Origin of the sequence: Pseudomonas sp. AU11447, from assembly GCF_001672555.2 — a bacterium.
GTDB classification, from domain to species: Bacteria; Pseudomonadota; Gammaproteobacteria; order Pseudomonadales; family Pseudomonadaceae; genus Pseudomonas; species Pseudomonas nitroreducens.
The window spans coordinates 539,225-565,197 of the sequence record NZ_LZDG02000089.1; the positions used below are offsets into that span (position 1 = coordinate 539,225).

Genomic DNA, 25,973 nt, shown 5'->3' on the forward strand with positions numbered 1-25,973 from the left:
GGAGCGCCATCACAGGTCAGGGCTTGAAGTTGGCCGCGTCGCGCGCCCAGCCATCGAGTACCGGCTTCAGGTCGTCGAGGGTGAGGTGAGTGCTGGAGTTCTCCAGCGTCTTGCCTGCACCCTTGCGCACCACCTTGGCGACCGGCTTGCTGGTCGCGCCATCCAATGCCTCGAATTCCACGAAAACCTCGGTGTCCTGGTCACGCGTGCCGATGGCGGTCGATGTTGCCGCTACCACCAGAGCGATCGGGATGACTTCATAGGCGTGCAGGCCTTCGTTCGATACGTCCACACCGCTGATCGCGGTGCGCAGCACCAGCGTGTCGCGGTCAGCCTGCTGGACGATGCGGTAGCGGCTGCCCAACTGCAGTTCGACCTGCTTCTTCAGGTAGTCGGGAATTTCGTTGAGGGTTTTCTGATCGAGGTTTTCGTTCGGCTTGGGCGGCGGGTAGTAGACCGGCCGCTCGACCAGCACCGAGCTGTAGTTTGCGAGCTTCAGGTTCGGGTCGACCCAGCGCAGCACCGGCTGGCCACTGGGCGAAGTGGCGGGCTTGAGTTGCGAGTAGTCGCCGAGGAAGCCCGAGTACTGCGAGGCGTCCGGTTTCTGGCTGGAACAACCGGCCAGCGCAAGTGCGCCGGCAAAAAGCAGGGTGGGTACTACAGAGCGTCGCGTCATGGAGCGTCCTTATTCAGAGTGTCACCGCGTTGTGTTTTCACCACATCGAACAACCCATTGCTTACCCGGCTGTCGCGGCGGCAGGGTATCCGCACCCTTGCTCGAACCCGCTCGAACTTCACTGATGTCGGTCAATTCAGACTCCGACGGATCCGTCCTAAAATGCATCGCCGATCCCCGTCGGCCGAATCGACGGCCGTCCGGCATCCCAATAATGAAGAGCGGAATCCGACACTTATCCACAGTGCCTGCTTTCCCGCCAGCCTCGCAGTCGAAGGGCCCTTTTCCTCGCCCTCGGCCATCCATGACGGTCCCCTGGCGGCGACCGTACATCCGGTAACAAGAACCCGCCCGTGAGCGCGCGCGGACTTCTTATCCGAACAATCCGGGCCATTGATGGCCAATCAGCACCAAGCCTAGACGGCTTTGCAGAGCGCTGCGTGACAGGCATCGAGGAACCTGGGTCATGCAGAAAATCAAGGGTCTTACGACCTGGAACCAAGGTTTCAGATGCCTTTTCCTATGCCGATTGTGCATGGGGTAGGCGTTTCCGGCATTAGACGGGAAAGGGGTGGGTCGGAATCATGCGCCCCTTTTTTCGCTGGCCGTCGGCATCCCGATGGTTCGGCGACCCCGACTTCCACAAGAATCAAGGGTGACTCACTATGGGCAAAGCCAAGCTCAGCCTCGCCTGGCAGATCCTCATCGGCCTGGTACTCGGAATTGCACTGGGCGCCGCGCTCAACCATTTCAGCGCGGAAAAGGCCTGGTGGATCAGCAACATCCTCCAGCCGGCGGGCGATATCTTCATCCGCCTGATCAAGATGATTGTCGTTCCGATCGTCATCTCCTCGCTCATCGTCGGCATCGCCGGCATGGGTGATGCGAAGAAGCTCGGGCGGATCGGCCTGAAGACCATCATCTACTTCGAGATCATCACCACGGTCGCCATCGTGGTCGGCCTGCTGCTGGCGAACATCTTCCAGCCCGGCGCCGGCATCGACATGAGTACCCTGGGCACTGTGGATATCTCCCAGTACGCGCAGACCGCCAAGGAAGTCGAACACCACCACGCGTTCATCGAGACCATCCTCAACCTGATCCCGTCGAACATCTTCGCGGCCATGGCCCGTGGCGAAATGCTGCCGATCATCTTCTTCTCGGTGATGTTCGGCCTGGGCCTGTCCTCGCTGCCGGCGCCGACCCGCGAGCCGCTGGTGAAGATGTTCCAGGGCGTGGCCGAGGCCATGTTCCGCGTCACCCACATGATCATGCGCTACGCCCCGATCGGTGTGTTCGCGCTGATCGCCGTGACGGTGGCCAACTTCGGCTTCGCCTCGCTGCTGCCGCTGGCCAAGCTCGTGGTGCTGGTGTACTTCGCCATCGCCTTCTTTGCCTTCATGGTGCTGGGCCTGGCCGCACGGCTGTTCGGCTTCTCCATCATCAAGCTGATGCGCATCTTCAAGGACGAGCTGGTCCTGGCCTATTCCACCGCCAGCTCCGAGACCGTTCTGCCGCGCATCATCGAGAAGATGGAAGCCTACGGCGCGCCGAAGGCGGTCAGCAGCTTCGTGGTGCCCACCGGGTACTCGTTCAACCTCGATGGCTCGACCCTGTACCAGAGCATCGCGGCGATCTTCATCGCGCAGCTCTACGGTATCGACCTGTCCATCGGCCAGCAGTTGATGCTGGTGCTGACCCTGATGGTCACCTCCAAGGGCATCGCCGGCGTGCCGGGCGTTTCCTTCGTGGTGCTGCTGGCGACCCTCGGCAGCGTGGGCATTCCGCTGGAAGGCCTGGCCTTCATCGCCGGCGTCGACCGCATCATGGACATGGCGCGCACCGCACTGAACGTGATCGGCAACGCCCTGGCGGTACTGGTCATCTCCAAGTGGGAAGGCGTGTACGACGCGCAGAAAGGTGCCCGTTACTGGCAGGCCATGCAGAACGGTCGCGTTGAAGCCTTCCTCGAAGGCGAGAGCGCGGATGGCAAGGAAAGCCCCGCCGCGCACTGACCCGCAAGGGTTATCCACAAGGCCCCGGCAGCGTCCGGGGCCTTGTCGTTTCTGGCGTCGGTGGGGCCCGTGCCGCTATCATCCGGGCCATTCCAAGGGGGACGATCCATGCTCAACGGCCTGTGGCTGAGCTTTTTCATTGTGGCGGCGGTCACCGCGCTTTCCCGCTGGCTGCTGGGGGGCGAAGCCACCGTCTTCGCCGCCATGGTGGAAAGCCTGTTCGCCATGGCCAAGCTGTCGGTGGAAGTCATGGTGCTGCTGTTCGGCACCCTGACCCTCTGGCTCGGCTTCCTGCGCATCGCCGAAAAGGCCGGGCTGGTGGAAAAGCTCGCGGTCGTCCTTGGCCCGCTGTTCCGCCGCCTGATGCCGGAAGTGCCCGCCGGCCACCCGGCCATCGGCCTGATTACCCTGAACTTCGCCGCCAACGGCCTGGGCCTGGACAACGCCGCCACACCGATCGGCCTCAAGGCCATGAAGGCGCTGCAGGAGCTCAACCCCAGCAGCACCACTGCGAGTAATGCGCAGATCCTCTTCCTGGTGCTCAACGCTTCCTCCCTGACGTTGCTGCCGGTGACCATCTTCATGTACCGCGCCCAGCAGGGCGCGGTGGACCCGACCCTGGTGTTCCTGCCGATCCTCCTGGCCACCAGCGCCTCCAGCCTGGTCGGGTTGCTCAGCGTTGCCGTCATGCAGCGCCTGAGACTGTGGGACCCGGTCGTGCTGGCCTACCTGATTCCCGGCGCGCTGGCGCTGGGTGCCTTCATGGCGCTGCTCGCCGGGCTGTCTGCCACCGCGCTGGCGCAACTGTCCTCGTTGCTGGGCAACCTGACGCTGTTTGGCATCATCATGCTGTTCCTCGTGGTCGGCTGGCTGAAGAAGGTGCCGGTATACGAAACCTTCGTCGAAGGCGCGAAGGAAGGCTTCGACGTTGCCAAGAGCCTGCTGCCGTACCTGGTGGCGATGCTCTGCGCCGTCGGCGTGTTGCGCGCCTCAGGTGCGTTGGAGATGGCACTGGACGGCATTCGCTGGGTGGTCGAGGGCGTGGGCTGGGATACCCGCTTCGTCGATGCGCTGCCCACCGCGCTGGTCAAGCCGTTCTCCGGCAGCGCCGCGCGGGCGATGCTGCTGGAGACCATGCAATCCCATGGCGTGGACAGCTTCCCGGCCCTGGTAGCCGCCACCGTGCAGGGCAGCACCGAGACCACCTTCTATGTGCTGGCTGTGTACTTTGGCGCCGTTGGTATCCAGCGTGCACGCCATGCCGTGGGTTGCGCGCTGCTGGCAGACCTGGCCGGCGTGCTGGCGTCCATCGGTGTGTGCTACTGGTTCTTCGCCTGAAGCTGGCGGGCCGCCCCGCGCTTCGTCTGCTCCTGGAACAGCAGCCATTCGCGCTGGATCACCTGATAGGGCACGAAGACACTGAGCCGCTCCATTCCGGCCAGTTCCGGTCGGTTCGCCGGTGGCGTCCAGCCGGCGCGGTAGCCGATGTTGATCCCGAGCACGCTGCCATCCCCGGCCAGCAGCGGGCCGCCGGACATGCCCTTGGCCATCGCGGCATCGTGCACGCCGTAGCGCTCGGTACTTTGTGATCCGGAGTTGATGAACGGGACCGGCCAGACCCGACCCTGGGAACTCACCGGGATCATCAGCGTGCTGCTGCCGATGGCAGTCACCCGCTCACCCGGGCGGAAATCCCGCCAGTGCGGAACTTCACCCGCAGCCTTGTGAGCGATGAACAGCAGGTCGCAACCGGTGCTGCAGCGGTACGCCTGGTTCATCAGAAAAGGGGTGTGGGCGGCGGTCACTGCGTAGTCGGCGTTCCACTGCACCGCGGAAGCAACCAGCAGGCCGGGCAGCGGCGGGCCTGACAGGACCTGAAAGTACCGCTCGGTCAAGCGACTGTCGGTTTCCGGCGATACCCAGCCATTGCATCCTGTCAATGTCAGGATGAGCAGGAAACTCCATTTCATATCATTAGCCTTTTCCGTTTAATTTGTGGGAAAAGTTAATGATTATTGAAAGAAAATTCCTATATAAAATTAGGATTTATTAATCAGTAAAATAGCTTGTTAATAATCTTATATGGCGAAAGTTTCCTAGGAAGTTTCTGAAGGAAGTTGATGTAAAGTTTCAGGAATAAACTAGTGTGTCAAAAAACCAAGTAGCCATTTGTCACTGTCAAGACGTTGATGGTTTTTGCCGACGAACAGCATCGAAGCTTTCACGAAACTTTCAAACCCATGTAATTCACACCTTTCAGCCATTTTTCGATTGTCTGATGGCGGTCATTACACATAGGGTTACAAATACCACTGCCCCGATCCACCCGGACGGCGACTGTCGATTTCCCTCGTGGAAATTTCCCGTGTGTCAGCCTGAGTGATGTCCCCATGGCCTCGAACAATTCCAAAGCCAAAGCCGTCTTCCGCGTGGTGAGTGGCAACTTCCTCGAGATGTACGACTTCATGGTGTATGGCTTCTACGCCACCGCCATTGCCAAGACCTTCTTCCCCGGCGACGACCCCTTCGCCTCGCTGATGTTGTCGCTGGCGACCTTCGGCGCCGGCTTCCTGATGCGCCCGTTGGGCGCCATCTTCCTTGGCGCGTATATCGACCGCCACGGTCGCCGCCAGGGCCTGATCATTACCCTTGGCCTGATGGCCATGGGCACCCTGCTGATCGCTTTTGTTCCGGGATACGCCACTCTTGGTGTCGCAGCACCCTTGCTGGTGCTGTTCGGCCGTTTGCTGCAGGGCTTCTCCGCCGGCGTGGAGCTGGGCGGTGTGTCGGTCTACCTCGCGGAAATCGCCACCCCGGGCAAGCGCGGCTTCTTCGTCAGTTGGCAGTCGGCCAGCCAGCAGGTCGCCGTGGTGTTTGCCGGCCTGCTGGGCGTGATCCTCAACCACTGGCTGAGCCCGCAGGACATGGGCGAGTGGGGCTGGCGCGTGCCCTTCTTCATTGGCTGCCTGATCGTCCCCGCGCTGTTCATCATCCGTCGCTCGCTGGAGGAAACCCCGGAGTTCCAGCAGCGCAAGCATCGTCCGACCCTGGGCCAGGTGATGCGCTCCATCGGCCAGAACTTCGGCCTGGTGCTGGCCGGCACTGCCATGGTGGTAATGACCACCGTGTCGTTCTACCTGATCACCGCCTACACCCCGACATTCGGCAGGAACGAACTGCACCTGTCGGACTTCGACAGCCTGCTGGTGACCATGTGCGTGGGCCTGTCCAACTTCATCTGGCTGCCGCTGATGGGGGCGGTGTCCGATCGCATCGGCCGCAAGCCGCTGTTGCTGGCCGCCACCGTGCTGGCGCTGGTCACCGCCTACCCGATGTTGTCCTGGTTGGTGGCGGAGCCCAGCTTCGCTCGCCTGCTGGAAGTGGAACTGTGGCTGTCCTTCCTCTATGGCAGCTACAACGGTGCGATGGTCGTCGCGCTCACCGAGATCATGCCGGCCGATGTACGCACCACCGGCTTCTCCCTGGCCTACAGCCTGGCGACTGCGACCTTCGGCGGCTTCACCCCGGCGGTTTGCACCTGGCTTATCCACACCCTCGACAACAAGGCCGCGCCGGGAATCTGGCTCAGTGGCGCGGCGGCCCTGGGCCTGCTCGCCACCCTGGTGCTATTCCGCAAGGGCGCCCGTGCGCGGGAAGGGGCGCTGGCCGCTGGGGTCTGAGACCCTCTGCGACGTTCTGCCCCAGCGCGGTTTCGGGCGGCATTGACTCAAGTCAGGCTTGCCCGGACCGCGCGGGAGAAGGATAGGGTCAACCCAATCCCTCTTCTCCAGCGGAGAACGCGACATGATCACCCACCCCACCGCCGAGCTCGCAGCCCTCGGGGCTGTTGGCGCCGATCATTGGATAGAAACCCTCGAAGACGGCAGCCATGTGCTGATCCGACCGTTGCGCGCGGAAGACCGCGAGCGCGAGCGTCTGTTCCTCGAGCGCCTGTCCCCCATGACCCGAAAATTCCGCTTCCACGGAGAAGTGAAGATCGACGACAGACTGCTCGATCGCCTGATGGACGTGGACTACCAGACCACCATGGCTTTCATCGCCCTGACCCATGTGGACGGTGAGCTGCGCGAAGTCGGCATCAGCCGCTATGCGGCTGTGGATAACCAGCAGTGCGAATGTGCGGTGACCATCGCCGACGAGTTCAAGCAGTTGGGCCTCGGCCTCGCACTGATGCGCCACCTGATCGACGTGGCCAAGCGCAATGGTTTCCACCAGATGTATTCGATCGACTCGTCCATGGACCGCGACATGCGCGACATGGCCCGCGAGCTGGGCTTCCGCGCCCAGGTCGACCCGGACGATTCCTGCCAGGTCATCCGCCGCCTCGCCCTCTGAGGCTTATCCGGCCCGGCGGGTAATCAGCCCCGCCGGCGCCAGAGCGCCAGCCCGACCAGTACCGCCAACAGCAGCGCGCCCAGCGCTGCCAGTGGATAGACCATATCGTCGTCCAGCAGCGGTTTCTCGATACGCAGATACCCCTCGTCCTTGAACAGCTGCTGCGCCACGTCGTTGGCTTGCTTGAGGCTGACCCTTGCCAGACGCTTGTCCTCGTCGGGGAACTTGCCGTCGTCGAAGTCCGCCAGCGCGCCCCAGTAGTAATCCGCCAGCGTCGAGTTGCCCGGCGTGCTCCAGGCCAGTTGCGCGCGCGCCACGCGCTGGATGCGGGCAAAGCGCTGTGGGTCGAGGCCGTCGTGGCGGATCTTGTCCACCAGGTCCTTCAGGGCCTGCTGGGTCACCTTCTCCTGATCGCGCTCGACATCGGCGTTCAGGCTCATGAAGCCCTGGTTGGCCCAGGCGGTGCGTTCGCTCCAGGGGCCATAGGAGAGCTCCCGGCGTACACGCAGCTCGGTGTAGAGCGCATCGTTCAGGTAGGCCTGCAGCAGGTCAAGCGTGGCGCCGTCGGCTTCCGCTGGCTCGGGGAAAATCCAGTGCAGTACGGCGCTTTCGCCGAACAACCCGGTGGTCAGGCTGCGCTGGCGCTCGGCCCCCTTTTTCATCTGGGGCAGGTCGCGGCGCTCCGGGGTGTCGTGATCGACCAGGGCGCCGTAGGTACGGCCCAGGTAGACCGGCAGGCGCGGGTCGAGGTCGCCGACGATGATCAGGGTCATGTTGCTGGGGACGTACCAGTCCTTGCGCAACTGCTCCAGCTGGGCCTGGGTCAGGTTATCCACAGGCGCGCGCTCGTCGCACGACAGCCCCAGTTCCACGGCCAGCTGTTCCTGGCCGGCGCGGCTGACGTTCTGGTGGTCCAGCCAGCGCTGCAGGTGCGAATAATGGCCGCCGTCCTCGCGCACCAGCACCTGTTTGGCGGAGTCGATCCTGCGCTGGTCGAGCTGGGTGCGGGTGATGATTTCCAGCAGCAGGTCCAGCACCTGGCGCTGGGTGGTAGCGGGGGATTCGACGACGAAAGCGGTGTCGCCCTCGCTGGTGTAGGCGTTCCATTGGCCGCCCAGGGCCTGCATGCGCGCTTCCAGGTCGGCTTCGTCGCCGCCATCCAGGCCGCTGAAGAACAGGTGCTCCATCAGGTGCGGAAGCTGCCGGTCACGGCAAGCGAAATCACTGAAGCCAACGCCGACGATCAGGCGGATCGACACGTGGCCCTTTTCGCGGGTGGGCTTGAACAGCACGCCCATGCCGTTCTCCAGCTGATAGGCCTCGACCGTCTGTCGCTGGTCGGCAAGGGACCAGGTGTTGAGCAGCAGGGACAGCAGGGGGACGAACAACCAACGCATGAGCGGTGAGCCTGGACGCAAAGCCGTGAGGATAGCGGATTGACCGACGTGAACCCACCGCGTTCAACCTTTGTCGGGTGGCATCTTTGGTCATGGGGCTGGCTTGTGAGGTCACTGTCGGTGCTGGCGCAGTGGAACTACGCTGCAAGCACGCACCCCTTCAATAGCCCAAAGTTCGCTGCATGCCCGAGCGATCTGGAGGTTTCATGCGCGTATTGATCACCGGCGCCGCTGGCTTTCTGGGGCAGAGCCTGCTCAATGAACTGGCCGTGCAGCACCTGGATTGGACGCTGATCGCTGGAGACGTCAGGCGCATCAATACCCAGGGCCTGCGACCCAACATCGAGCCGGTTGCGCTGGACCTGGGTGTGGCTGCGCAGGTGAATGCGTGCGTAGAACAATGGCGACCGGACGCCATCGTCCATCTCGCCGCCGTGGTCAACCCGCCGCGGGAAATGACCCCGCAGAAGCTGCATGCCATCGAAGTCGGTGGTACTCGCGCGCTGATCGAGGCGGCACGGCAGACCGGCGTCCAGCAACTGATAGTCACCAGCTCCGGCGTCGCCTATGGCTTCCACCGCGACAACGCCGAATGGATCGACGAATCCCATCCGCTGCGCGGACACCCCCAACTGCTCCATGCGCGCTGCAAGCAGGAGATTGAACAACTGCTGGCTGATGCGCGGAAACGTTATCCACAGCTCAAGCAGTTGATCCTGCGTCCCGGCACCATCCTTGGTCGACGTGTGCATAACCCGCTGAGTGAACTCTTTGCCCGGCCCACCATGGTGGGCGTGCTGGGGCACCGCAGCCGCTTCGTGTTCATCTGGGACCAGGATGTCGTGAACGTGATCCGCCAGGGGTTGGAACGCGGTAGCGAGGGCATCTACAACCTCGCCGGCGATGGTGCGTTGTCCTTGCGCGAAATCGCCGGCCTGCTCAACAAACCCTATCGGTCCATGCCTGCAGGCCTGATGCGCATGGGGCTGGGGCTGCTCAAGCCGCTGGGTTTGTCGCGCTTCGGCCCGGAGCAGGTGGACTACCTGCGCTATCGGCCAGTGCTGGACAATCGCCGGTTGAAGGAAGAGTTCGGCTACGAGCCGCGCTATTCCAGCCGCGAGGCCTTCCTGGCCTATCTCGCCGCGCGGGGACCGAACGGCTGAATCTCTGGCTGTGGATATCTTGTAGACAAGTCTGTTGAAAAGCTTGCTGGCCGCTGCTTGTCGATGCCGGCTAACTCCCTGACTGCCGCCTCCGCTGGCGGTACTCGCCCGGTGTCAGTCCGGTCCAGTGACGGAAGGCACGGAAGAATACGCTGGGTTCGGAATAGCCGAGCAGGGCGGCGATATCCGTGGCCGGCAGGTTGCCTTCGCCCAGGTAGCGTTCGGCCAACTGCCGGCGGGTGTCGGCGAGCAGCTGTTGATAACTGCTGCCTTCTTCCGCCAGCCGGCGCTGCAGCGTGCGCTCGCTCAGGCCCAGTTCGTTGGCAACCGACGCGCGGCCCGGTTCCCCGCGGGCCAGTTGCTCACCCAGCAGGGCGACGACACGGCCGCTGATGCTGGCGCTGGGCAGCCGGGCGAGCAGGCCTTCGGCGTGCTGGCGCAGCAGGTCGCGCAACGGCGGATTGGCCTGGGGCAGTGGTGCGTCGATGAGTGCCCTGGGCAGCCCCATGGCATAGTCAGGCGCTTCAAACTGCAGAGGGCAGCCGAAGGCCTTTTCATATTCTCCGAGATTCTCCGGCTGGCTGTGCATGAAGCGGCAGCCGGCCAGTTGCAGGCCGCTGAGCAGGGCGCGCAGCTGGCGCGCCCAGAACCCCAGCAGCGCCAGGGCGCGGGCGCGAGTCGCTGGCGGCTCGGGGCTCAGCGGGCGGTAGGTCACCCAGATGATCTCGGCTTGCGCCTCGATGGCCACCTGGCCGCCTTCGCCAACCAGGCGCTGGTAGCGCATGGCCGACTCGAGGGCGTCGCCCAGCGTGGTGCTCGACTGCAGCAGATAGCCCAGCGCGCTGAAGGATGCCGGCGACAGGGCGCGGCCCATGGCCAGGCCGGGCTCATCGTGCTTCAGGTCGGACTGGATCACCTGCCACATGCGCTCCTGCAGCGCGAAGTCGATACGCGCATCCGGATCGCTGAGCTGGGATTCCTGAATGCCGCTGGCAGCGAGCAGCGCATCGCGGTTCATACCGAGACGCACGGCCGCCAGCAGAATGGCCTGGGTCAGGCTGGCGCTGACCGAGGGAGGGCGTTGGGATTGAGTGCATGCTTCCATGGCGGCGGATTCTGCCCGAACCCTGGGCGTCGTGATATCAGGACTTTGTAGGGGCAGGCGAACGCTCCGACGAAGCGCTCGCCCAGTCCCTGGCCGTCAACCCGTCGCGCTGGAGCCGGGCGGAGCCGGCCGCTGCTGATCCTGTACCGCTTCGACTTCGCGTTCGACGAAGTCATCGTCTTCCCCAGGTTCAGTGATTGCCGAACTGCTGGCATCCGGGTTGTCCAGAACAGCATAGGCGATGGCGCAGAACAGCGAGTTCAAGCGCTTCATGTCGCTGATCAGGTCCAGGTGCAGCGAGCTGGTCTCGATGCTCTGCACCACCTGCTGGCGCAGCCGGTCGACATGCGAGTGGGCGAAGCGCCGCTCCTGCAGGCGGAAACGCTGCTTGGCACGACGCAGGCGCTTGGCGCCTTCCTGGTCGCCATTGAGGAACACCGACAGGGACAGGCGCAGGTTGGCCACCAATTGACCGTGCAGCACGGTGATCTCTTCCAGGCCATTGTCGGAGAACGATCGGCTGCGCGAGGTCTTCTTGTCCTGCACGGCGCCGAGCATGTGCTCGATGATGTCGCCCGCCTGCTCGAGGTTGATCGCCAGTTCGATGATCTCCGCCCAGCGACGGCTGTCGGCTTCGCTCAGGTCTTCGCGGGGCATGCGTGCCAGGTACAGCTTGATCGCAGTGTAGAGGGCGTCGACGTCGTCGTCCTGCTTGCGGATCTCCTTGCCCAGCAGCGGGTCGCCGCTGTGGATAACCTGCATCAGGTTGTTCAGCATCTGCTCGACGATATCGCCCATGCGCAGGGTTTCGCGCACCGCATTGACCAGCGCCAGGCTCGGCGTGTCCAGCGCGCCGGGATCGAGGTGGCGCGGGCGCACGACATCTTCCGGCGAATGGCGGTCGGGCATGATGCGCGTACAGAAGGCCGCCATCTGCCCGGTCAGCGGCAGGCAGGCGAGGCAGCGGGTGGTGTTGTAGAGCACGTGGAAGGCGATCACCAGTTCGGCGGTGCTGAACTGCCAGTGGTCGATCCAGTCGGCCAGCGGGCCGACCAGCGGCAGCACCAGGGCGCAGCCGGCAACCTTGAACAGCAGGCTGCCCAGCGCCACGCGGCGGCCGGCGGCGTTCTGCGAGGAGGCACTGATCATCGCCAGGATGCCGCTGCCCAGGTTGGCGCCGATCACCAGGCACAGCGCCACTTTCAGCGAGATCACCTTGGAGGCCGCCAGCGTCGCGGTAAGCAGCACGGCTGCCAGGCTGGAATAGGAAATCATCGCGAACAGCGCGCCGGTGAGCGCATCCAGCATCACGTCGCCGGTGAGGCTGGAGAACAGCACCTTGACGCCCTTGGCCTGGGTCATCGGCTCCGCCGCCGCGACGATCAGCTGCAGCGCCAGGATGATCAGCCCCAGGCCGATGAACACCCGGCCGAGCTGGCCCAGGCGCGACTTCTGTCGGCCGAGGAAGAAGACCACCCCGAAGAAGATCAGCAGCGGTGACAGCCACGACAGGTCCAGGGTCAGCACCCGCGCCATCAGCGCCGTGCCGACGTCGGCGCCGAGCATGATCGCCAGCGCTGGCGCCAGGGCCATCAGCCCGGTGGCGACGAAGGAGGTAGCCAGCAGCGCCGTGGCATTGCTGCTCTGCACCAGCGCGGTGACACCGATGCCGGCGGCGAAGGCCAGCGGGCGCTTTTCCACGCTGCGGCTGAGGATTTTTCGCAGATTACTGCCGTAGACCCTGAGGATGCCGGTGCGGACTATGTGAGTGCCCCACACCAACAGGGCGACGGCAGAGAGCAGATCGAGCAGTTTGAGCATGTCGGGCCCCCTTGCACGCAAATGGGCCCGCGGGCGGAGCGTCCGTCGACGGACCCTGTAACGACCTCGCCCGCGGCTCCGTACAGACAGCGCGGAGGGCCGAGAAGGACACGGCAGCATTCAGGCGATTGTCACAAGACTGTCATGGTAGACCCTCGTTCTTCCCTGAGGGTTCGCCAAATCTCTGATTTGCCGGGATTCCTGTCTGTCAGTAAAGCCGATCAAACACGGGTGCGAGAGGCTTTGCATCGGTTATTTCGCACGGATCGGCGGGCGGATATGTCTAGACTGCCTAACCATTTGCTGACAGAAGTGCTAATCGACATGGATGCGCCACAGGCCGAGGAGAAGTCGCATGCGTAGGTCGTTCCCCCTCCTGATCGTATTGGCGTTGGCCGGTTGCGGCGACAAGTCGGCGCTGCCGTTCACCGCCGGCACCGGACCTCAACCGCAATTGCCCGAACCCCAGAGCAGCGTGCTGCCCACCGTCAACATCGCCACCGCCACCGGCTGGCCCGCCGGGCAGATGCCCCGTGCTGCTGAAGGCCTGGAGGTGCAGCGCTTCGCCGACAAGCTGGAACACCCGCGTTGGCTTTACGTGCTGCCCAACGGCGATGTGCTGGTGGCGGAAAGCTCGGCACCGCCCAAGGAAGAGTCCGGCGGGTTGAAGGACTGGGTCGCCGGCAAGGTCATGGCCAAGGCCGGGGCCTCGGTACCCAGCGCCAACCGCATCACCCTGCTGCGCGACGCCGATGGCGATGGCGTGCCGGAACAGCGCAGCGTGCTGCTGGAAGGCCTGTTCTCGCCCTTCGGCATGGCGCTTGTGGATAACTGGCTGTATGTGGCCAACGCCGATGCCGTGGTGCGCTTCCCGTACAAGACTGGCGAGACGACGATCAGCGCACCGGCGGAAAAGGTCGTCGACCTGCCGGGCGGGCCGATCAACCACCACTGGACCAAGAACATCCTCGCCAGCCCTGACGGCCGTTACCTGTACGCCACCGTGGGGTCCAACAGCAACGTCGGCGAGAACGGGCTGGACGCGGAGAAGAACCGTGCGGCGATCCTGCAGATCGACCTCTCCAACCGTAACGTGCGGGTGTTCGCCTCCGGCCTGCGCAACCCCAATGGGCTGGGCTGGGAGCCGAACACCGGCGCGCTGTGGACAGCCGTGAACGAGCGCGACGAACTGGGCAACGACCTGGTGCCCGACTACATGACCTCGGTGAAGGACGGCGGCTTCTACGGCTGGCCCTGGAGCTACTTCGGCCAGCATGTGGATAAACGCGTCGAGCCGCCGCGCCCGGACATGGTGCAGAAGGCCCTGGTGCCCGACTACGCCCTGGGTTCACACACCGCCTCCCTCGGCCTTGCCTTCTATCAGGGCAGCCTGCTGCCGGAGCGTTATCGTGGCGGCGTGTTCATCGGCCAGCACGGCTCGTGGAACCGCAAGCCACGCAGTGGTTACCAGGTGGTGTTCATCCCCTTCGGCAGCGGCAAGCCCAACGGCCAGCCGGTGACGGTGCTGGACGGTTTCGTCAACGACCAGGAAGAAGCCATGGGCCGTCCTGTCGGCGTCGCTGTGGATAAGTTTGGCGGCGTGCTGGTGGCCGATGATGTGGGCAACACCGTGTGGCGGCTGCGCCCGGCTACCCTGAAGTGAATCGACGAGGAGACCGCATGGCCAAGCTACATCGCCTGATCCTGATGGCCGCGCTACTGATGCTGGGCGCGTGCAGCAGTCTGTTCGGCACGCGCGATCCGTTGCGCATCGATCTGGTCGGCCTGGAACCGGCGACCGGGCAGGGCATGGAAGCGCGCTTCACGGTCAAGCTGCGGGTGCAGAACCCCAATGACCAGGTCATCGACTACAACGGTATCGCCCTGGACCTTTCAGTGAACGGCCAGCCGCTGGCCAGCGGGGTGAGCGACGCCAGCGGGCAGGTGCCGCGTTTCGGCGAAACGGTGATCAGTGTGCCGGTGAGCATCTCGGCTTTCTCTGCGCTCCGCCAGGCCTGGGGCCTGTCCGGCGGCCCGCCGCGCCAGGGCATGCCCTACGAGATCAGCGGCAAACTGGCCGGTGGGTTGTTCGGTACGGTGCGCTTCAACGACAAGGGCGTGCTGAACTGGCCGGAGCCGGTCGCACGCCCTTGAGGGGACCTTGCTGTGGATAAACCGGGCTGTGGATAGCCCGGTTTTTTATTGCCTGCCTGTGGACTACTGGCCTGGGATGTCCTTGCGCAGTTTCACCGGGTCCACTTCCTTCTTCCCACGCGCAGTGCGCATGCGGATGTTCAGCGCTTCCACCGCCAGCGAGAAGGCCATGGCGAAGTAGACGTAGCCCTTGGGCACATGGACTTCGAAGGCTTCGGCGATGAGCACGGTGCCGACCACGATAAGGAAGGACAGCGCGAGCATCTTCAACGACGGGTGCTTGTCGATGAAATCGCTGATGGCGCCGGCGCAGAGCATCATCACCATCACCGCGACGACGATGGCCGCGACCATCACCGGCACATTGGAAACCATGCCCACGGCGGTGATCACCGAGTCCAGCGAGAACACGATGTCGATGATGGCGATCTGGATGATGGTGCCGATGAAGCCGCCCATCACGCTCTTGGGTTCGCCCTCGGTTTCATCCTCGCCCTCCAGGCCGTGGAAGATTTCGCTGCTGCTTTTCCACAGCAGGAACAGGCCGCCGAAGAACAGGATCAGATCGCGCCCGGAGATGCCCTGGCCGAATACGTGGAACAGGTCGGCGGTCAGGCGCATGACCCAGGTGATCGAGAGCAGCAGCAGGATGCGCGTGACCATCGCCAGCGCCAGTCCGAAGAAGCGCGTGCGCGGCTGCATGTGCTTGGGCATGCGGCCGACCAGGATGGAGATCATGATGATGTTGTCGATGCCCAGGACGATTTCCAGGGCAGTCAGGGTGAAGAACGCAATCCAGATTTCAGGGCTGGTCAGCCATTCCATTGTCGCGGTACTCGAAGTCGGTCGTTGATCGGTCAGTCATTGAACAGCGGGAACAGGCCCAGCAGCAGCGCGGCAGCGAGGATCGCCAGGCACACCAGCACGGCCCATTTGAGGGTGAAGCGCTGATGATCGCCGAAGTCGATCTTGGCCAGGCCTACCAGCAGGTAGGTCGAGGGCACGAGCGGGCTGAGCAGGTGCACCGGCTGGCCGACGATGGAGGCGCGGGCCATTTCCACCGGCGTGATGCCGTACTGCGCGGCGGCCTGGGAGAGTACCGGGAGCACGCCGTAGTAGAAAGCGTCGTTGGACATGAAGAACGTGAACGGCATGCTCACCAGCGCCGTGATGGTCGCCAGGTACGGCCCCAGCGCCGGCGGGATCACCGCCAGCAGGCTCTTGGACATGGCTTCGACCATGCCCGTTCCGGAGAGGATCCCGGTGAATACGCCCGCGGCGAAAATCAGCGAGACCACCGCGAGAACGTTCTCGGCGTGAGCACCGATGCGCTTCTTTTGCTCAAGGATGCAGGGATAGTTGACGATCATCGCGATCCCGAAGGCGATCATGAACAGCACCGGCATCGGCAACAGGCCGGCGATCAGGGTTCCCATCAGCACAACGGTCAGCACGGCGTTGAACCACAGCAGCTTCGGCCGACGCGCCTCGGGGTATTGCGACACACTTACGTCCGCCATCGCTTCGTGGTCGGTCGGCAGGTGCAGCTCGCCCAGGCGGGCGCGCTCGCGCTTGCCGTAGACCCAGGCGAGGGCGAAGATCGCCGCGATCCCGGCCAGCATGGCCGGGATCATCGGCACGAAGATGTCCGCCGGGTCGACGTGCAGCGCGCTGGCTGCGCGGGCGGTGGGGCCGCCCCAGGGCGTCATGTTCAGCACGCCGCTGGAGAGCATGATCAGGCAGGCCATCAGCAGCGGGCTCATGCCCAGGCGGCTGTACAGCGGCAGCACGGCGGCCACGCAGATCATGTAGGTGGTCGAGCCGTCACCATCCAGCGAGACGATCATCGCCAGCGCGGCGGTGCCCATCGACACCTTCAGCGGGTCGCCCTTCACCAGTTTGAGGATGCGCCGCACCGCCGGGTCGAACAGCCCGGAGTCGATCATGATGGCGAAGTAGAGGATGGCGAACATCAGCATCACGCCGGTTGGCGCCAGCGTGCGGATGCCGTCCAGCATCATCGGCCCCAGGCCCTTGGCGAAGCCGCCGAGCAGGGCGAAGGCGATCGGGACCAGGATCAGCGCGATCAGCGCCGACAGCCGCTTGGTCATGATCAGGAACATGAAGGTCGCCACCATGGCGAAGGCGAGGAAAGTCAGCATGGGGATAACTCCGTCTCGGCGCAGGGGTTCAGCAGCGGCTGTGGATAAGCACCAATGGTGCGGACGGAGTGGGAGCGGGGGCGGACAGGAAACGGGGCATGAGCGATCACCGATTGTTGTTTTTGTACGCTGCGCGAACGCAGGTCCGGCCGGGAGGACCGAGGCGGCGATGCTAGGGGGTCAAGCTTTCAGCAGGCTTTCGCAAGCCTGTTGACGGGATGAGAGGAAGGATCAGCGATCCTGGTAGGCCTGCGTGTCAGGCTGCCAGGCCATCAACAGCCGAGCTCTGGAATCCATGTTCTGCTTCAGCCAGGTGATCATGTTGTCGTTGATGTCATGACCGTACAGGCGATGCGAATAGAGGGTGCTTGTTCCAACTCCATTCACCAGCCTGAATCGGCTGAACACCGCTTCGAGCATGTCGCTCTGGGGGATCACCGCGACGAGCAGAAACTCTGGCGGGCGGTCGTTGGCCGCGGGCTGCGACTCCACCTTGAGGATGGTTGCACCAGCTTTCCGGTACGCCTCTAGCACGGTGTTGGCCGCTATCGTCAACCGCTCAAGGCTATTCACCTTGTCATAGCGTTGCAGGGTGATCATGTCCGACCACTTTTCCAGATTCTCCTGACCGCTTGGCGTGAACTCATGTTGGCCGGAGTAACTCCAGCGATGAAGGTAAGCGGTGTTGTCGAAGGTCAGATAGTCCTTCCCGGTGGCGTAGGCAGCGGGCATCGCCAGCAAGAGCAGCAGAGATAGCCAGTGGCGCATGAAACTTCCTTATTCGATGGACAGGCTCTGTGGATAATATCGCTTGCTGGCATCCTACTCTTGCGATGGTCCACTGGGCGATCGCCACGTTGACGCGGTTTTCGCGGCAAATGGAAGCGCCCCGGGCCTTTGGTGCGTAGCGATCACCTGAGCGCCTGGATCGCACCTATCACCAGCAGCAGGCTGGCGCCGGCCAGCAGTGTCTGCAGGGTGATGATCCCCGCCATCAGCCCGCTTTCGCCGCCCAGCTGGCGGGTCAGTACGTACGCTGTCGGGGCTGTGGGTAAGGCGAAGAACATCACCAGCAGCGCGCTCTCCAGCGGCGGCAGCGCCAGCAGGCGAGCGATGGCGAAGGCCAGCAAGGGCATGGCCAGCAGGCGGATCGCGCAGTTCCAGCCCAGTGCCGAGGCTTCCGCGCGCAGCTCCTGGGGCTGCAGCGCTGCCCCCACGCAGAGCAGGCCCAGCGGCAGGCTCGCTACGGCCAGCAGGTTGAACAGCCGGTCCGTGCCGCCGGGCAGGCCGATGCCGCTCACATTCAGCAACGCACCCACCACGCAGGCGAGGATCAGTGGATTCCTGATGATCGGCAGCAGTAGCGAACGCAGGCTGATGCCGCGTTCGGCAGTCAGCGCCCAGACTGACATCACGTTCACTGTCGGCACCATCAGCGCCAGCATCAGCGCGGCCAGGGTCAGGCCCGGTTTGCCATAGAGGCTGCCCACGGCAGCCAGCCCCAGGTAGGTGTTGAAGCGCAGCACGCCCTGGGCGATGGCGCCGAAGCGTGCCGCATTCCAGCTGCGCAGGCGTTTGGCGATGAGCAGGGCAATCCAGGCGATACCCAGCCCGAGCACCACTGCCAGTGCCTGGCGGGCGAGGCCGGGGTCGTTCAGCGGCGCGCTGGCCAGGCTGCTGGCCAGTAGCGCAGGGAACAGGATGAAGTAGTTGAGCCGCTCGGCCGCCGGCCAGAAGGCCTCGCCGGGGAAACCCTTGCGGCGCAGCACGAAGCCGCCGACGATCAACGCGAACAATGGCCACAGGGCCTGGAACAGAGCGGTCACGGCAACCCCGAGAGGGTGGTGGGAGCGGGCATCTTGCCGAGGGTGAGTGGGCAAGGGCAAGGCGTGTGGATAAGTGCCGATCCTTGCCCGACGTGGTTTTCCACAGGCTCAGGCGGTGTGGAAAACCTTGTCCACACCCTCAGCGGCGGAAACCGCCGCCGCCAATGTGGCCGCCACCGAAATGCCCGCCGCCGCCCCATTGCCGCTGCGTCTGGTTGAAGCGCTGCTGGCCGACCTGCCGCGACTGGTACTGCTGCTCCAGTTGCCCACGCATGTTGGCCTGGTTCGGCTGGACCGGCTGCCAACCATTGCTGGTGTGTTGCTGCCAGCCGTTGTCGGTGTGCTGGTAGACGTTGCCATCGTGGCCGGCGTAGACGTCGCCATTCTTCCAGGCCACGGCGTTGCCGGTGCGCCGGTTGTAGGTCACGCCACGGTTGTCGTGGTCGTAGCTGCCGCGGCCGTCATCCACATCGCCGGATACCCCGCGTTCGGCGATGGTGGTGCGACCGGTCTGGGCGTTGTGCTTCACGCCCTGCTGGCCGGCCTTGAAGTCGCCGCTATCGGCATCGTAGGCCACGCCACTGCGCCCTGCGGCGGAGATACCGGTGGAAGCATTGGAATAGGCCCCGCGCCGCCCGGCCACTCCCTGATCGGTATAGGGGTTGAACGCCGCGCCCTGGCTGCCGGCGAAGCGGGTACCGGTGCGCGGGTTGTAGCCGGCTGCCGAGCTGCCCTGCCACTGGGTGCCGGTCCAGGCGTTGTAGCCATAGGCATGGGTGACGGTGCCCTGGCCCCAGCGCCCGTAGAAGTTGGCCTGGTTGATGTTGGTATAACTCCAGCCGCCCTGTGGATAAGGTCCCCAGTACGGTCCCCAGCAAGGCTCCGGCGAGCCCCACCAGGCTCCGGCGGCATAGCCGAAGGCGAAGCCGGTCAGCGCGCCGACGGCAAAGCCTGCGCCATAGCCGTAGGTCGGTGGATAACCGTAGTACGTGGTGCTGCTGACATAGGCGGGATAGGTGTAGCCCGTGCCGTACACCACCGTGCCGTCGCTGTTGACCACCACGCCCAGGTAGCCCGGCGTGTAGCCGACAACCACGGTTTGCGGGGTCACCGAGTAGATGTGCACATACGTCACGTAGTACACCGGCGAACTGGGCGGGATGCCGTAGATCGCCGCGGGTACTTCGGCTGCCACCTGCCACGGGCCGGTCGGGCTGGGCGCGGTGAACCAGACGCCGTTGCTTACGGCGAAGAACTGGTTAGCCGCCACTTCGATCACCGGCGTCGGCGTGTTCACCGCATAGTTCAGGCTGGTGCCGGTGATCGGCTGGAAGTTCGGCGCGCCGTCGTAGGTCACCTTCAACGTGGCCTTGCTGCGCGAGACGCTGGCGGTCTGCGGGATGCTCGCGGCGATGGCGGCTTCCTTGGCCTGGGGCGTACCGGGAACCGACACGAGGACGTTGGCTTTCGGGTCCTTGGCGGAGATCTTCGCGAAGTCGGCGGGCAGGTCCTTGCCGGGCACATAGGTCCACGGGCCTTTCTCACCTGGGCCGCTGAACCAGCGGCCGGATACCAGCACGTACCAGGTGTTGTGGGTCGGATCGACGAACACCGCGTGATCGGCATTGTTCAGGCTCAGCAGGCTGACGCCGTCCACCGGCGCCATCTGCGCGGTGCCGTCGCTGACGATCAGTTCGGTGGGCTGCGTGGCCACCCGCACGGCCGGCGCCTTGCCCGGCTTCTTGCCGTTCTTGGGCAGCAGCGCGTCCACCGGGCCGGCCTTCTCCGCCGCCTGCTGGGCGCTGACCAGCGCCTTGGGCGGTTGGCTGAGCACCAGCCAGGTGCCGTCCAGCGCCTGCGCCGTGTACCAGTTACCGGCGGCGTTCAGGTAGTTGTTGCCCTGGGCGTCGCGCAGGAGCAGTACGCGGCTGTTGATAACCCGTTCGAAGTCGCTGCCCGTCAGGGCTTGCCACTTCGGCTGGCCGTCGATCATCACCAGCACGGTCGGGGTGCTGGCGAAAATGATCTGCGGTGCGTCGTTCTTCACTTCCACGTGGCGCAGCTTGTCCAGTTGCTGGTTCACCGCGTAGCTGGCCTGCAATTGGTCGAGGGAGACTGTCAGGCCTTCTTTGGGCAGCCGCGCCACCAGGGCATCGCGCACCTTGTCGGCGCTGTCTGGTGCGGTGGGGACTTCGACCTTTTCGATGCGCAGGTCGGTGAGTTGCACCAGGCCGCTGGCCTTGTCGATGGCGGCGGCGGCGGAGAACTGCGCCACCCCGTAGGTGGGCGCGGCATTGGCGGCGCCGATGGCGATGGCCGCCCGGCCGCCCATGCGGGTGCCGTCCCAGTCTTCGATCTGCGGCTGGAATATCTGCACGTGCTGGTCGCCCAGGGCGAAATCCCGTGGCCATTTCAGTTCTTCGGCGGCTGCCGGCGGAACGGGCGCACTGGCCTGTGGTTGGCCCTGGGCGGCAACGGCGGCAGCGGGATGCAACGACAGCCCGGCGACGAGCGCCAGGGCTGAGAGAATGGGGCGGGGGGCCATGCTGGAAACCTTCCTTGAGGAGAGCTGCGTTCAACCATAGTGCAGCGCGGAACAACCCGCGCGCGGCCGAGCTCTCCCCTGCGCCATGCTGGTGCAATTTCGCCGGCAAGGCAGCTTTTTCTTATGGCGCAACGACATATTTAATAATTTTCCGAGCCTCCCGCTTCGGCCACCATCGGCCTGTCAGACATGTCGCGAGACAAAGCCTTCAGACGCTGGGCCATAGAGCCCGATGCCGCCCATGTCCCGGTTCTACCGGCCTCCTGGCCACTGCCGCAGTAAATCAACAACAAAGCCAAACGGCTGTGGGAGTGCTTCATGATCAAGTCCTTGCTCGTGCGTTCCATCGCGTGTTCCGCCCTGGCTCTCGCCGCCGCTTCTGGCGCGCAGGCCGGCACCCTGTCCATCGGCCACACCACCTGGGTTGGCTACGGCACGCTCTACCTCGCCCGCGACCTGGGCTACTTCAAGGAGCAGGGCCTCGACCTGCAACTGACCACCATCGAGGAAGCCTCGATGTACATGGCAGCCCAGGCCTCCGGCCAGCTCTCCGGCTCCGCTTCCACCATCGACGAGATCCTCAAGTACCGGCCGAAGTTCTGCTTCAAGGCCGTGGCTGCGCTGGACGACAGCCACGGTGGCGACGGCGTGCTGGTGGGCAAGGACGTCACCTCCCTGGCCCAGCTCAAGGGTCAGGAAGTGGCGGTCAACGAAGGCTCCGTCTCGCAGTTCTGGCTGGCCTACCTGCTCAAGCACGCCGGCATGAGCATGAGCGACATCAAGGTGCAGAACATGACCGCCGACGATGCCGCCAGCGCCTTCATCGCCGGCCGCGTACCCGCCGCTGTGACCTGGGAACCGCACCTCTCGCTGGTACGCGAGAAGCAGCAGGGCAAGGTGCTGGTGGACAGTTCCACCACCCCCGGTGTGATCGTCGACGTGGTCGCCCTCAACTGCGACGTGATCGAGAAGCAGCCCGAGGACGTCAAGGCCCTGGTGAAAGGCCTGTACAAGGCCGTGCAGTACACCAAGGAGCACCCGGACGAGGCCTACGCCATCATGGCCAAGGGCGTCGGCGGCTACCTCTCCGATCCCAAGGCACTGGCCGATGCCGCCAAGGGAGTGCGCTTCTACGACAAGGCCATGAGCGAGCAACTCATTGGCACTCCCGGCAAGCCCGGCGACATCAAGGGCTTGATCCGCCTCGCCAACGAAACCTGGAGCGGCCTGCAGGGCAAGCGCCTGGAAGTCAGCTACGACGACCTGGTCGACCCGCGCTTCGTCTCCGAGTAACCGTCTCACTCTTGTCCCCGCGGGCGGCGCCGTGCCGCTCGCCTGGAGGAATCCGCGATGCCTCGTCGTTCGCAATCCTGGCTCAGCCGTTGCCTGACGCCCAAGGTCGACCTGCCGCTGAAGCTGGTCTGGTCCGCCGGCACCCTGTGCTGGCTGCTCGTGTTCGGCCTGTGGGCCGGGCTCTCCTATGGCGGCGTGGTGCCGGCGATGTTCCTGCCCACCCCGGACGCGGTGCTCGCGGCCGGCGTGCGCCTGGCCAGTGACGGCACCCTCGCCACCCACGTGATGGCCAGCGTCAAGGTGGTGATGATCGGCTTCATCATCTCCTCGCTGGTGGCGGTGCCGCTGGGCCTGTTGATGGGCAGCTTCCGCATTGTCCAGGCCTTCCTCGAACCGCTGGTGAACTTCATTCGCTACCTGCCGGTGACCTCCTTCGTGCCGCTGTTCATCCTGTGGATCGGCATCGGCCTGGAACAGCGCGTCACCGTGATCATCTTCGGCGTGTTCTTCCAGCAACTGGTGATGATCGCGGACGTTTCCCGCGGCGTCGCCAAGGACCTGGTCAACGCCTCCTACACCCTGGGCTGCAACCGCCGCGACGTGGTCCTCCACGTGCTCGGCCCGGCGTCGCTGCCCGGCGTGCTCGATACCCTGCGCGTAACCATGGGCTGGGCCTGGACCTACCTGGTCGTGGCCGAACTGGTCGCCGCCTCCAGCGGCCTGGGCTACATCAGCCTCAAGGCCATGCGCGGCTTCCAGGTCGACGTGATCTTCCTGGCCATTGCCATCATTGGCCTGCTGGGCCTGATCACCGACCAACTCTTCCGATTCATCCGACTGAAGGTGGCGTCATGGGCGCAGTAGCGATCAAGCAGGAAGAAGCGGCCGTGACCGGTCAGGAACAAGCCAGGCCACCGCGCCTGCGGGTGGAGAACGTCAGCCTGCGCTACCGCACGCCCGAGGGCGGCACCTTCAGCGCGCTGGAGAGCGTCTCCTTCGAAGTGCCGGACCAGCAGTTCGCCGTCATCGTCGGCCCGTCCGGCTGCGGCAAGTCGAGCCTGCTCTACCTCACCGCCGGCCTGGCCGAACCCACCGAAGGCGACATCTACGTCGGCGGCCAACTGGTCGACGGCCCGGGCGCCGACCGCGGCATGGTGTTCCAGAGCTACACCCTGTTCCCCTGGCTGACCGTGCGCCAGAACGTCGAGTTCGGCCTCAAGCGTCGCGGCATGCCGGCGGCCGAGCGCCGCGAGATCGTCGACTACTACCTCGACGAAGTCGGCCTGCGCCGCTTCGAGAACAACTATCCCAAGCAGCTCTCCGGCGGAATGATGCAGCGCGTGGCGATCGCCCGCGCGCTGGCCAACGACCCGCAGATCCTGCTGATGGACGAGCCCTTCGGCGCCCTCGACAGCCAGACCCGTATGCAGATGCAGCAACTGCTGCTGCGCGTGTGGGACCACAGCAAGAAGACCGTGGTGTTCGTCACCCACGACATCGACGAGGCCATCCTGCTGGGCGATCGCGTCTATGTCATGGGCGCACGCCCCGGCCGCATCAAGCGCATCCTCGACGTGCCCATCGAGCGCCCGCGCTCGCTGGACATGGTCATGGACCGCCAGTTCATCGAGATGAAGCGCGAGATCCTCGGGCTGCTGCACGACGACCTGGAAGAAGCGCACTGACCTGCCGCCGGCTGGCGCCTCCTGCAGGGCGCCGGCCGATGCGGTGATTCGCTGCAGCACCGTTCGGCCCCCTCTCCCTCGGGAGAGGGTTGGGGTGAGGGGTTCTGCCATTCACGCACGACTCCAAAGGGAGCCCCCATGTCCTCCTCCAACGACTCCACCTACGACTACCTCATCGTCGGCGCCGGTTCCGCCGGCTGCGTGCTGGCCAACCGCCTGAGCGCCGACCCCTCCGTGCGCGTCTGCCTGCTGGAAGCCGGCGGCAGCGATGCCAGCCCGCGCGTGCAGACCCCGGCCGGCACCATCACGCTGTACAAGAGCAAGATCTTCAGCTGGAACTTCTATTCCGCGCCGCAGAAGCGCCTGAACAACCGCTCGCTGCACTGCCCGCGTGGCAAGGCCCTGGGCGGCTCCAGCTCGATGAACAGCATGATCTACATCCGTGGCCACGCCTCCGACTACGACCGCTGGGAGCAGGACGGCTGCCCCGGCTGGGGCTGGAAGGACGTGCTGCCGTTCTTCAAGAAGTCCGAGCGCAACCTGCTGGGCCAGGACCCGGCGCTGCACGGCACCCTCGGCGAGCTGGTGGTGGACAAGCCGCGTGACCCCAACCCGTTGTCGAACCTGTTCATCAAGGCTGCCGAACACCTCGGCCTGCGCCGCAACGATGACTTCAACGGCCGCGAATTCGAGGGCGTGGGCATCTACAACGTGACCCAGAAGGACGCCAAGCGCCTGAGCAGCTACCGCGCCTTCGTCGCGCCGCTGCAGCGGCCGAACCTCACCGTGCTGACTGGCCGCCAGGTGGGTCGCCTGCTGCTGGAAGGCGAGCGCGTCACCGGCATCGAACTGCGCAGCGGCGAGCGCCTGCTGGCGCGCCGCGAGGTGATTCTGTCGGCCGGCTCCCTCGGCTCGCCGCAGATTCTCCTGGCTTCGGGCATCGGTCCGGGCGAGGAATTGAAAGCTGCCGGCATCGCGGTCAAGCACGACCTGCCGGGCGTGGGCAAGAACCTCCAGGACCACCTCGACGGCCTGGTCACCGTGCGCTCGCCCAGCCCGTTGAGCCTGGGTTTCTCCCTCGGCTCGCTGCCGCAGATCCTGCTGTCGCCGTTCAAGTACCTGCTGGCGAAGAAGGGCTGGCTGACCACCAACTACGTCGAGGCCGGTGGCTTCGCCCGCACACCATTGGCCGATTCGCTGGCCGACGTGCAGTTCCACTTCGTCCCCGGTTACCGCAGCCACCGTGGCCGCCTGTTCGAGTGGGGCCATGGCTACGCCGTGCACACCTGCGTATTGCGTCCGAAGAGCATCGGCGAGCTGCGCGTGAAGCCCGGCGGCGAAATCGAGATCGACTACAACTTCCTCGCCAACGAGGAGGACGGCCGCGTGCTGGTGGAAGGCGTGAAGCTGGCGCGCAAGATTCTCGCCCAGCCGGAGTTCGACAACATCCGCGGCGCCGAAATGCTCCCCGGCCCGCAGGTGCAGACCGACGAGCAACTGCTCGAGCACCTGCGCGAATACGCCGCCACCGTGTTCCACCCGGTGGGCACCTGCAAGATGGGTGAGGACGCGATGGCGGTGGTCGACCTGCGCCTGCGCGTGCACGGCCTGAAGGGCCTGCGCGTGGTGGACGCGTCGATCATGCCGACGCTGATCAGTGGCAACACCAACGCACCGTGCATCATGCTCGGCGAGCGGGCGGCGGCGATGATCCTGGAAGACAGCCGCATCTCCTCCACCGTTCCCGCCCGCGCCGTCCCCGCCTGACGGCTCTT

21 protein-coding genes are annotated in these 25,973 nt (G+C 64.7%); 11 read left to right on the plus strand and 10 right to left on the minus strand.

Annotated features, from left to right (window positions below):
- Positions 1–16 precede the first annotated feature (16 nt).
- Entirely contained in the window at positions 17–676 is a 660-nt protein-coding gene (locus A6723_RS30345; RefSeq protein WP_054907600.1) for a DUF3313 domain-containing protein, read from the minus strand.
- A 665-nt stretch (positions 677–1,341) separates the two neighbouring features.
- Between A6723_RS30345 and gltP the strand changes: the two genes are divergently transcribed.
- The gene (gene gltP / locus A6723_RS30350) at positions 1,342–2,691 is read left to right on the plus strand and encodes a glutamate/aspartate:proton symporter GltP (protein WP_054907601.1); all 1,350 of its coding nucleotides are present in this window, start codon (positions 1,342–1,344) and stop codon (positions 2,689–2,691) included.
- Between the two features lie 108 nt (positions 2,692–2,799).
- A complete protein-coding gene (locus A6723_RS30355) occupies positions 2,800–4,029 on the plus strand; it encodes a nucleoside recognition domain-containing protein (protein WP_054907602.1) in 1,230 nt (409 codons plus the stop codon).
- Here the strand turns inward: A6723_RS30355 and A6723_RS30360 are convergent.
- A complete protein-coding gene (locus A6723_RS30360; protein ID WP_233296842.1) occupies positions 4,011–4,661 on the minus strand; it encodes a S1C family serine protease in 651 nt (216 codons plus the stop codon). The genes A6723_RS30355 and A6723_RS30360 overlap by 19 nt on opposite strands.
- 420 nt (positions 4,662–5,081) lie before the next feature.
- Between A6723_RS30360 and A6723_RS30365 the strand changes: the two genes are divergently transcribed.
- Positions 5,082–6,371 carry an MFS transporter gene (locus A6723_RS30365; RefSeq protein WP_054907603.1) on the plus strand — a complete coding sequence of 430 codons (1,290 nt, stop codon included), beginning with the start codon at positions 5,082–5,084 and terminating at the stop codon, positions 6,369–6,371.
- Between the two features lie 124 nt (positions 6,372–6,495).
- A complete protein-coding gene (locus A6723_RS30370) occupies positions 6,496–7,047 on the plus strand; it encodes a GNAT family N-acetyltransferase (RefSeq protein ID WP_054907604.1) in 552 nt (183 codons plus the stop codon).
- Between the two features lie 23 nt (positions 7,048–7,070).
- On the opposite strand, the gene A6723_RS30375 is transcribed toward A6723_RS30370, so the two are convergent.
- The gene (locus A6723_RS30375) at positions 7,071–8,444 is read right to left on the minus strand and encodes a pitrilysin family protein (RefSeq protein ID WP_054907605.1); all 1,374 of its coding nucleotides are present in this window, start codon (positions 8,442–8,444) and stop codon (positions 7,071–7,073) included.
- Between the two features lie 206 nt (positions 8,445–8,650).
- Here A6723_RS30375 and A6723_RS30380 point away from each other — a divergent pair, with 206 nt between their 5' ends.
- Positions 8,651–9,607: an NAD-dependent epimerase/dehydratase family protein gene (locus A6723_RS30380; protein WP_054907606.1), complete on the plus strand. Its 957-nt coding sequence runs from the start codon at positions 8,651–8,653 to the stop codon at positions 9,605–9,607.
- 70 nt (positions 9,608–9,677) lie between these two features.
- On the opposite strand, the gene A6723_RS30385 is transcribed toward A6723_RS30380, so the two are convergent.
- Entirely contained in the window at positions 9,678–10,712 is a 1,035-nt protein-coding gene (locus A6723_RS30385) for an AraC family transcriptional regulator (protein WP_054907607.1), read from the minus strand.
- A gap of 96 nt (positions 10,713–10,808) precedes the next feature.
- A complete protein-coding gene (locus tag A6723_RS30390; RefSeq protein WP_054907608.1) occupies positions 10,809–12,533 on the minus strand; it encodes a Na/Pi cotransporter family protein in 1,725 nt (574 codons plus the stop codon).
- A gap of 355 nt (positions 12,534–12,888) precedes the next feature.
- Between A6723_RS30390 and A6723_RS30395 the strand changes: the two genes are divergently transcribed.
- Positions 12,889–14,196, plus strand: a complete 1,308-nt coding sequence (locus tag A6723_RS30395) for a sorbosone dehydrogenase family protein (protein ID WP_054907609.1) — start codon at positions 12,889–12,891, stop codon at positions 14,194–14,196.
- 17 nt (positions 14,197–14,213) lie between these two features.
- Positions 14,214–14,687 (plus strand): LEA type 2 family protein, encoded by a 474-nt coding sequence (locus A6723_RS30400; RefSeq protein ID WP_054907610.1) that lies wholly within the window; start codon positions 14,214–14,216, stop codon positions 14,685–14,687.
- A 63-nt stretch (positions 14,688–14,750) separates the two neighbouring features.
- On the opposite strand, the gene A6723_RS30405 is transcribed toward A6723_RS30400, so the two are convergent.
- From A6723_RS30405 to A6723_RS30425, 5 genes are all read right to left on the minus strand, one after another.
- A complete protein-coding gene (locus A6723_RS30405) occupies positions 14,751–15,512 on the minus strand; it encodes a TerC family protein (RefSeq protein WP_054907611.1) in 762 nt (253 codons plus the stop codon).
- Positions 15,513–15,544: 32 nt separating this feature from the next.
- Positions 15,545–16,849: a CitMHS family transporter gene (locus A6723_RS30410; protein ID WP_054907612.1), complete on the minus strand. Its 1,305-nt coding sequence runs from the start codon at positions 16,847–16,849 to the stop codon at positions 15,545–15,547.
- A 231-nt stretch (positions 16,850–17,080) separates the two neighbouring features.
- Complete coding sequence (locus A6723_RS30415; RefSeq protein ID WP_054907613.1) at positions 17,081–17,617, minus strand: hypothetical protein; 537 nt, start codon at positions 17,615–17,617, stop codon at positions 17,081–17,083.
- A gap of 143 nt (positions 17,618–17,760) precedes the next feature.
- Positions 17,761–18,729 carry an AEC family transporter gene (locus A6723_RS30420; protein WP_175405598.1) on the minus strand — a complete coding sequence of 323 codons (969 nt, stop codon included), beginning with the start codon at positions 18,727–18,729 and terminating at the stop codon, positions 17,761–17,763.
- A gap of 85 nt (positions 18,730–18,814) precedes the next feature.
- Positions 18,815–21,220, minus strand: coding sequence for a hypothetical protein (locus A6723_RS30425; RefSeq protein WP_054907615.1), 2,406 nt, complete (start codon positions 21,218–21,220; stop codon positions 18,815–18,817).
- A gap of 318 nt (positions 21,221–21,538) precedes the next feature.
- Between A6723_RS30425 and A6723_RS30435 the strand changes: the two genes are divergently transcribed.
- The 4 genes from A6723_RS30435 (at position 21,539) to A6723_RS30450 (ending at position 25,965) form a co-directional block, all read left to right on the plus strand.
- Positions 21,539–22,513, plus strand: a complete 975-nt coding sequence (locus A6723_RS30435; protein ID WP_024764977.1) for an ABC transporter substrate-binding protein — start codon at positions 21,539–21,541, stop codon at positions 22,511–22,513.
- Between the two features lie 57 nt (positions 22,514–22,570).
- Complete coding sequence (locus tag A6723_RS30440; RefSeq protein WP_024764976.1) at positions 22,571–23,377, plus strand: ABC transporter permease; 807 nt, start codon at positions 22,571–22,573, stop codon at positions 23,375–23,377.
- Positions 23,365–24,198 carry an ABC transporter ATP-binding protein gene (locus tag A6723_RS30445; RefSeq protein ID WP_024764975.1) on the plus strand — a complete coding sequence of 278 codons (834 nt, stop codon included), beginning with the start codon at positions 23,365–23,367 and terminating at the stop codon, positions 24,196–24,198. The genes A6723_RS30440 and A6723_RS30445 overlap by 13 nt, the downstream gene beginning before the upstream one ends.
- Positions 24,199–24,336: 138 nt before the next feature.
- A complete protein-coding gene (locus tag A6723_RS30450) occupies positions 24,337–25,965 on the plus strand; it encodes a GMC family oxidoreductase (protein WP_054907616.1) in 1,629 nt (542 codons plus the stop codon).
- The last annotated feature ends 8 nt before the right edge of the window (positions 25,966–25,973 follow it).